The organism is uncultured Duncaniella sp. (assembly GCF_910577345.1).
Classification (GTDB): Bacteria; Bacteroidota; Bacteroidia; order Bacteroidales; family Muribaculaceae; genus Duncaniella.
Window position 1 is genome coordinate 137,192 of the sequence record NZ_CAJTMT010000006.1, and the last position, 6,160, is coordinate 143,351.

General features: G+C 49.6%; 4 protein-coding genes. 3 read left to right on the forward strand and 1 reads right to left on the reverse strand.

What is annotated here, in order from left to right; genetic code table 11:
• Positions 1 to 13: 13 nt before the first annotated feature.
• Both QZ310_RS04685 and QZ310_RS04690 read left to right on the forward strand, forming a co-directional pair.
• Positions 14 to 1,258: a DUF1015 domain-containing protein gene (locus QZ310_RS04685; RefSeq protein WP_297070885.1), complete on the forward strand. Its 1,245-nt coding sequence runs from the start codon at positions 14 to 16 to the stop codon at positions 1,256 to 1,258.
• Between the two features lie 64 nt (positions 1,259 to 1,322).
• Positions 1,323 to 2,684: a hypothetical protein gene (locus QZ310_RS04690; protein WP_297070887.1), complete on the forward strand. Its 1,362-nt coding sequence runs from the start codon at positions 1,323 to 1,325 to the stop codon at positions 2,682 to 2,684.
• A gap of 120 nt (positions 2,685 to 2,804) precedes the next feature.
• On the opposite strand, the gene QZ310_RS04695 is transcribed toward QZ310_RS04690, so the two are convergent.
• Entirely contained in the window at positions 2,805 to 3,434 is a 630-nt protein-coding gene (locus QZ310_RS04695) for a C40 family peptidase (RefSeq protein WP_297070888.1), read from the reverse strand.
• Between the two features lie 580 nt (positions 3,435 to 4,014).
• Here QZ310_RS04695 and QZ310_RS04700 point away from each other — a divergent pair.
• The gene (locus QZ310_RS04700; protein ID WP_297070890.1) at positions 4,015 to 5,670 is read left to right on the forward strand and encodes a diphosphate--fructose-6-phosphate 1-phosphotransferase; all 1,656 of its coding nucleotides are present in this window, start codon (positions 4,015 to 4,017) and stop codon (positions 5,668 to 5,670) included.
• Positions 5,671 to 6,160: the final 490 nt, after the last annotated feature.

The following is a 6,160-nucleotide window of genomic DNA, read 5'->3' on the forward strand; positions in this document are numbered from 1 at the left end:
AACCTCTGAAACCATGGCTAAAGTAAAACCGTTCAAGGGCATCCGCCCTCCGCGCGAGATGGTCACCGAAGTGGCTTCCCGCCCCTACGATGTGCTTAATTCCGAAGAGGCTCGCAAAGAGGCCGAGGGAAATCCCCGTTCGCTTTACCACATCATCAAACCTGAGATTGATTTCGCTCCCGGCACCGACGAACACGCCCCCGAAGTCTACGACAAGGCTGTCGAGAATTTCAACGCCTTCTGCAACAACGGTTGGCTTGTCCAGGATGACAAGGAGCATTACTATATCTATGCCCAGACCATGAACGGTCGCACGCAGTACGGCATCGTTGTCGCCGCAAACGTGGCTGACTACATGGAGGGACGCATCAAGAAGCATGAGCTTACCCGTCGCGACAAGGAAGAGGACCGCATGAAGCATGTCCGCATCAACAATGCCAACATCGAGCCGGTGTTCTTCGCTTTCCCTGACAATGCTCCTCTTCAGAAGGTGATTGACACCGTGACTGCCGGTGAGCCTGAATATGACTTCACTGCCCCCGACGGCTTCGGCCATCATTTCTGGGTCGTTGAGGATCCTGCGATGATTCAGACTATCACTGATGAATTTGCCAAGATTCCTTATCTCTACATTGCCGACGGCCATCACCGCTCTGCCGCTGCCGCACTTGTCGGTCATGAAAAGGCTCAGAACAATCCGGCCCACACCGGCGATGAGGAGTATAACTACTTCCTTGCAGTCGCTTTCCCCGCATCGCATCTCAACATCATTGACTACAACCGTGTGGTCAAGGATCTCAATGGCCTCACCCCCGAGGAATTCCTTGCACGCATCGCTGAGAATTTCGACATCGAGGAGAAGGGTGCCGACGAGTATCGCCCCGCAGCGCTCCACAATTTTGCGCTCTATCTCGATGGAAAGTGGTATTCGCTCACGGCTAAGCCGGGCACATACAATGACAATGATCCCATCGGTGTGCTCGACGTGACCATCTCCAGCGACCTCATCCTCCGTGACATACTCGGTATCACAGACCTCCGCAGCGACAAGCGCATCGACTTCGTCGGTGGCATCCGCGGTCTCGGCGAGCTCAAGAACCGTGTGGATTCCGGCGAGATGGCAATGGCCCTCGCGCTGTTCCCCGTGTCGATGAAGCAGCTCATGGATATTGCCGATTCAGGCAACATCATGCCTCCAAAGACGACATGGTTTGAGCCCAAGCTCCGTTCGGGCCTCATCATCCATCGTCTTGACTAAGGTGGTATAGTCGCCATGTCCGGATGTATCTCTGATACCGGATATTTGAATTATTCCCTTCATCATGCCTCTCTCCAATTCCTCGCAGCTCGGTTTGCTTAAATCATTTAGAAGCAAGTTGCTGTCCGTACTCATCACATTCGCGTTTGCTTCCTCCATCCTTCCGATGGAGGGGCAGACGCGTTGTTTTGTTGTGGCCGATTCGCTTTCGCGCGCCGGTTTGCCCAATGCGTCTGTGTTCGACAGTCGTGGCAGATTGGTTGGTACCTGTGATGCGAATGGTAGGATACCATACGTTACAGAGGCGGATTTTCCTGTCACTGTCAGGCATCTTGGTTTTAAGGAGAGAACAGTCCGTGCAGCAGTTCAGGACACAGTGTTCCTTCAGGAGAGTTTTATGGAGCTGCCGGAAGTCGTTTTTGAATCGCGTCAGCACAGGGTGTTGCATCTGTTGGCATACGTGCGTGAGTATTCGACCTTGACAACATACGCCGACACCGTGACCCTCTTCCGCGAGAAGATGGTTGACTACATGCTCCCTCAGGATGGGAACAGATTTAAGGGATGGTCAATGCCGAGGGTCTTGAAAACGAGGTCATACTACAGGTTCACTGATTCCAATGGATTGGATAGTGTCAGCGACAGGAGCGGTCATCACTTCTCGTGGTCGGATTGGGTAGGGGTTGTCCCGGAGATTCATCTTCCATCCGGCTTGAACGAGAAGGAGTGCGGCATCGACACTGTCCGTGGTAAATATGGCCCCGCTGAAATTTGGACGAAAAACAACGACCGTCTGGCTGTCGATATTGATGTCTTGGCTGATACGCTGAGCCGGAAATGGGTGCCGGGGCTTGCGGGTTTCTTCCGTGAAAACCTTGACTTCGAAAATTTCAAACTCCGCTTCAGGTATGGCGATGTGGTTTCCGCTTCGCTTTCGCCTCAGGATTTGACGGGCTATTCATTTAATGTTGAATCGAAGGGACGCGGACGTGAGATGATAAGGTTTCATCGTGCCGATGAGGCGTTTTTCGTGAGTACATACGCGGAGGTGTATGTCATTGACAAGGAATACATCACTGTGAAAGAGGCTCGAAAATGGGCGAACTGTAAGTTCGATCCGGATGAGATTGACTTATACGTATCACCGGAGGCTCCTGAACTCGCCCCATCGGTGAAAAGTCTGATTGCCCGTGTTGAAAATGTAAAGGAGGATGAGGTGCGTCTTGCGCTTGTTCCTGACCGTCGGCTTGGAAACGGTGGCCCTGTTAATCGCCATTTCGGCTATCGTGCCCTGCAACTTCTGAAAACTGTGACTGGAATCGGTCAGGTCATGGCCAAAAGGAAGTGGAACCGACAATGGAAGGATTTCAAACGGCAGCAGATCCACAGGACGGCAGGCCGGGATGAAAACGAAGAGAAAAAATAAACTCACGATACCGTCGCGGTGTCGTGAGTTTTTCTTTCTATCTATGTCTGATGTCTGAAAAATTTTTCTGTCTTTTGTAGCTGTATGGGATGTTTCTTATGATATTGTATTCTTGTATTGTCAAGCCTTGGGGTCGGCGGGGATGATTCGCTTCGCGCCGATGTAGCGTTTGGAATAGTAGCCTCCATCGGGGAATTTCTGATAGACAACACCCTGCGATGTTGATGCGTGGATGAAGGTACATGAGCCGTCGGGGTTGACATCGACAACCATTGCGACATGACCTACACGGCTGCGGTTGCCCGAACGTCCGGAGAAGAACATGAGGTCGCCGGGACGGAGATCGTTTTTCTCAACTTTCTCACCTTCCTTATATTGTGAGGCGGAAGAGCGGCTGAGATTGAAGCCGAAATTCTTGAAAACGAATCCTACGAAGCCGGAACAGTCAAATCCTTTCGGGCTTGCGCTTCCACGGCGGTAGCGGGTGCCGAGATATTTCGATGCGAATTCAGTGAGCTGGTTGATGAGTTCGCCGTTTGAGTCGGTGGCGTCTTCGATGGAGCTTTCGGCAAACGGAGTGAATGCACGGACAGTCTCGAAGCTGTTTTCCATCATTGAAGCGCTTGCTTCAACGGCTGCATTGTGAGCCGAGGGGAGCTTATAGGGAGTGGGGTTGTCGGCTTTTGCGCCTACCGCCGCAAAGATTCCGGCGATGAATATCGAAAGAACCGATATGATGAGTTTATTCATTTCGTTGTTGATGATTCTTAATTTCTTTTGATGATTGGAATGACGATTGGTTTCATTTCCACAATGCAAAATTACTACAAAAAGGTCGCTTTTCAAAATGACAATATGCTGAGAAGGGGATAGTTGTGCGTTTTAAAAGATTTTGAAAGGGAATGTAACAGAAATTAGCACATAAATGGCAAATGTTAAAATTTTAGCTTATTTTGGTACGTTTGGATACAAAATTTAGTATATATTAACTATATTACCTTCACATCCTTGGGCAATATGTGCAATTATTATGGCAATTCATTGGCGAAAATATTTTAAATGTTAAAAATGGCAATCACTTTTTGTGCATTAAATCCGTGTTTTATAAGTGATTGCGCATTAGTGATAAGATTGTGTAATTTACAATATTTTGCATATTTTAACCCGATATGCACCTATATGCCATATTGACAAATTTTGGCGTTCCTTATCTCTTGATTTTTTGCGAAATAATTGCGAACTTTGCGAATGTTATGGCATTAGATATGTCATTGTGACAAATGTCTCCTCATATCATATAGAATTTGATAATAATCCTAATAACTTACAGATGAAAAAAAGTGCTTTGCAGCAAGCCCGCGCGGCTTACAAGCCCCAACTTCCAATCGTGCTTACCGGTGGAGTTAAAGTAGTAGAAGGCCAGCCCACCCAGTCGGCCGACAATCAGGAAGACATTCAGAAGCTTTTCCCTAACACTTACGGTCTCCCCGAGCTTCGTTTCGAAAAGGCTCCTGCCGGCGAGTCAGCCGAGCCTATCAATGTAGGTGTCATCCTTTCAGGTGGTCAGGCTCCCGGTGGACACAATGTCATCAGCGGTCTTTTCGACGGTATCAAGAACATCAACCGCAAGAGCCGTCTCTATGGCTTCCTCATGGGCCCCGGCGGTCTTGTCGACCACAAATATAAGGAACTCACTGCAGACATTATTGACGAATACCGCAACACCGGCGGTTTCGACATCATCGGTTCAGGCCGTACTAAGCTCGAGACCAAGGAGCAGTTCGACAAGGGTCTTGAAATCCTCCGCGAGCTCAACATCAAGGCGCTCGTCATCATCGGTGGCGACGACTCCAACACCAACGCCGCTATCCTCGCCGAATACTACAAGGCTATCGATGCCGGCGTTCAGGTTATCGGTGTGCCCAAGACAATCGACGGTGACCTCAAGAACAATGTTATCGAGACTTCATTCGGTTTCGACACCGCAACCAAAGTTTATTCTGAGGTTATCGGCAACATCCAGCGCGACTGCAACTCTGCAAAGAAATACTGGCACTTTATCAAGCTCATGGGTCGTTCGGCATCCCACATCGCTCTTGAATGCGCCCTCCAGTGCCAGCCCAATGTCTGCATCATCTCTGAAGAGGTTGAGGCCAAGAACCTCACTCTCGACCAGGTTGTCGACGATATCGCCGAGGCTGTGGTAGCCCGTGCCAAGGACGGCAACAACTATGGTGTGGTCCTCATCCCCGAAGGTCTCATCGAATTCATCCCCGCAGTCAAGGCTCTCATCGCCGAGCTCAACGACCTCCTCGCTGCCAAGGCTGAGGAATTTGCTGCCGTTGATCCCGAGAAGCAGCGCGAATGGGTAATCGGTCAGCTCAGCGAGGCTAACGCCAAGACCTATCAGTCGCTTCCCGCAGGCGTTGCCCGTCAGCTCACACTCGACCGCGACCCCCACGGCAACGTACAGGTATCGCTCATCGAGACCGAGAAACTTCTCTCTGAAATGGTCGGCAAGCGTCTTGAGCAGCTTGCTGCCGAAGGAAAGTATAACGGCAAGTATGCAACAATGCACCACTTCTTCGGCTACGAAGGCCGTTGCGCCGACCCCTCGAACTTCGATGCCAACTATTGCTACGCTCTCGGCTACACCGCAGCATGTCTTATCGCTGCAGGCAAAACCGGCTATATGTCGAGCCTTCGCAACCTCACATTCGCTCCCGTCAACTGGATTGCCGGTGGTATCCCCATCACCATGATGATGAACATGGAGCGTCGTCACGGCGAGATGAAGCCCGTTATCCGCAAGGCTCTCGTAGAACTCGATGGTGCCCCCTTCCTTAAGTTTGCCAAGGAGCGCGACGAGTGGAAGCGCAACACCTGCTACGTTTACCCCGGTCCCATCCAGTACTTTGGCCCGGTTGAGGTTTGCGACCAGCCCTCACTCACCCTCGTCTACGAGCAGAAGCGCCGCAAATACTAATCCGATAGAAGAGGGAACAGGCATACACCTCTATGATGGGGAATAAGAATACCTTTCTACGATAGGGAATAGCTCTATGATATGACATGCTCCTATGGTAGGAATAGTTCTTGAATAGAGAGTAAAATTGCTCTTGAATAGAGTGATATTTCCTCTTCTCATCAATATCTAAAGAATTTCCGTGCCGGAAATATGGCTGAATACCCGAAGCCATGTCTCCGGCACGGATTGTTTTTTTGTGGCCTAATTGTAAAAAAGTAGGATGAAATCTTTGTAAGTCCGTATAACTTAGACAGGTACAGTGGGTTTTGATTTTTGGGTCACTTTTTAACAGTTCGTTAACGCTTAATTGTAAAAAAGTAGGATAAAAGTCTTACAACAGGCTGGTATTTAGTAAATTTGCACCATTTAAAACACCCCAGATGAGTAAAAAAATGCGTGTTCTGCTCCTCCTTGAATGTGGTAAAGAATGGCCACAAAGCAGGTAAGC

What these genes read in the sequence shown, in the direction of transcription:
- QZ310_RS04685 (WP_297070885.1), top strand. Translation starts at nt 14, where the DNA reads ATGGCTAAAGTAAAACCGTTCAAGGGCATCCGCCCTCCGCGCGAGATG.
- QZ310_RS04690 (WP_297070887.1), top strand. Translation starts at nt 1,323, where the DNA reads ATGCCTCTCTCCAATTCCTCGCAGCTCGGTTTGCTTAAATCATTTAGA.
- QZ310_RS04695 (WP_297070888.1), bottom strand. Translation starts at nt 3,434, where the DNA reads ATGAATAAACTCATCATATCGGTTCTTTCGATATTCATCGCCGGAATC.
- QZ310_RS04700 (WP_297070890.1), top strand. Translation starts at nt 4,015, where the DNA reads ATGAAAAAAAGTGCTTTGCAGCAAGCCCGCGCGGCTTACAAGCCCCAA.